The organism is Rahnella sp. GSA61A, assembly GCF_019969905.1.
GTDB lineage: Bacteria > Pseudomonadota > Gammaproteobacteria > Enterobacterales > Enterobacteriaceae > Rahnella > Rahnella aceris.
The window spans coordinates 1-1,359 of sequence record NZ_JAHXYO010000050.1 but is presented as its reverse complement, the minus strand read 5'-3'; the positions used below and the strand labels follow the sequence as shown (position 1 = coordinate 1,359).

General features: G+C 51.9%; 1 protein-coding gene. It reads right to left on the bottom strand.

Annotation, left to right across the window (positions count from 1 at the left end):
- Positions 1 to 282: 282 nt before the first annotated feature.
- Positions 283 to 1,287, bottom strand: a complete 1,005-nt coding sequence (locus tag LC431_RS26165) for an IS110 family transposase (RefSeq protein ID WP_223510480.1) — start codon at positions 1,285 to 1,287, stop codon at positions 283 to 285.
- Positions 1,288 to 1,359 lie beyond the last annotated feature (72 nt).

Sequence of the window (1,359 nt, the reverse complement as noted above, 5' to 3'; positions counted from 1 at the left end):
AAAAATCTATGGTCACCCCCTTTTTTGCAACGTTGATTTTGATTTATGATGGGCTTGCTTAAATCTATACGGCGTCTGATGGGCAACCTTACGTTGCCCGCGCCACGATGAAGTCCGCGCCTGCAGAACCTTAAAAAGCGGACGGCTTCAAAGAGCCATTTTTTATGTCAGGTTCATCCGCAGGTCGCTGTGCCGTTCATGTCATCAATAATCAGTCGTCGCAAAACCAGAAAGTCACTGCGTAACGCCTAAGAGCTAACAGTTCGTCCCTGTTGGCTCTTTTTATTGGATAAAAGCTGTACGATGGGTTGTCACCGACCAGGCTATTCGGGCCAGTTTGTTGGCTAACCCGCAGGCCACTACGTTCGAGTGATGCCGCGAGAGCTGGGCCTTCACCCAGTCAGCCAGCCGCCCCTGATTGTGTTCAAGTCGTTGCATAAAAGCGCGAGCGCATTGCACCAGAAGACGTCGCAGATTTTTATCCCCGCGCTTACTGATGCCCATTAGCGTACTTTTTCCGCCAGTGCTGTACTGACGTGGGACTAACCCCGTCGATGCAGCAAAGTCCCTGCTGCTGGCATAACTTTTTCCATCGCCAAGCTTCGTGGCTAAAAGGCTTGCCGTGATAAGTCCAACGCCGGGGATAGTCAGCAAGCGCTGTGCGGTATCGTCATCCGCCATGTGGGTTTTTAACTCTTGTTCGAGTTCTTCAATCTGTTCAGTGAGGTAGGCGTAATGCTGATGGAGACGCATAAGTAATCGCGCTAAATAAGGCGGCAGTTCGTGCTCTTCAAGCACCGCAGCAAGACGCCTGATAACCGCGGTGCCGCGCGGCATGCTAATGCCAAACTCCAGCAGGAAAGCGTGCATCTGGTTGGTGGTTTTAACGCGGTCTCTGACGATTGCGTCACGGACGCGATGAAGCGACGACATAGCCTGCTGGTCTTCGGTTCGCGGAGTCACGAAGCGCATAGAAGGTCGTGATGCGGCTTCGCAGATAGCCTCGGCATCAATGAAATCGTTCTTATTGCTTTTAACGAAGGGTCGGACAAACTGAGGAGAGATGAGCTTCACCTGATGCCCGAACTGGCTGATGTGCCGGGCCATAAAATGGGCGCCCGCACAGGACTCCATAACAACGGTAGAAGCGGCACAAGTAGAGAGAAAGGCGGTTAACGGGTTGCGGGAAAACTTCTTACGTAGCAATGCATTACCGTTTTTATCCTGAGCGTGGACATGGAACGAATGCTTGCCGAGGTCAATACCGATGAGCGTAACGTTTTGCATGATGATCCCCTTCAGAAAGAAAAACACCCTGTCAGCGTACCGCTCACAGGGTGGGGGTGACCATCTTATTAA

Excerpts from the sequence above, each read along its gene's own strand:
- LC431_RS26165 (WP_223510480.1), bottom strand. The coding sequence starts at position 1,287 with ATGCAAAACGTTACGCTCATCGGTATTGACCTCGGCAAGCATTCGTTC.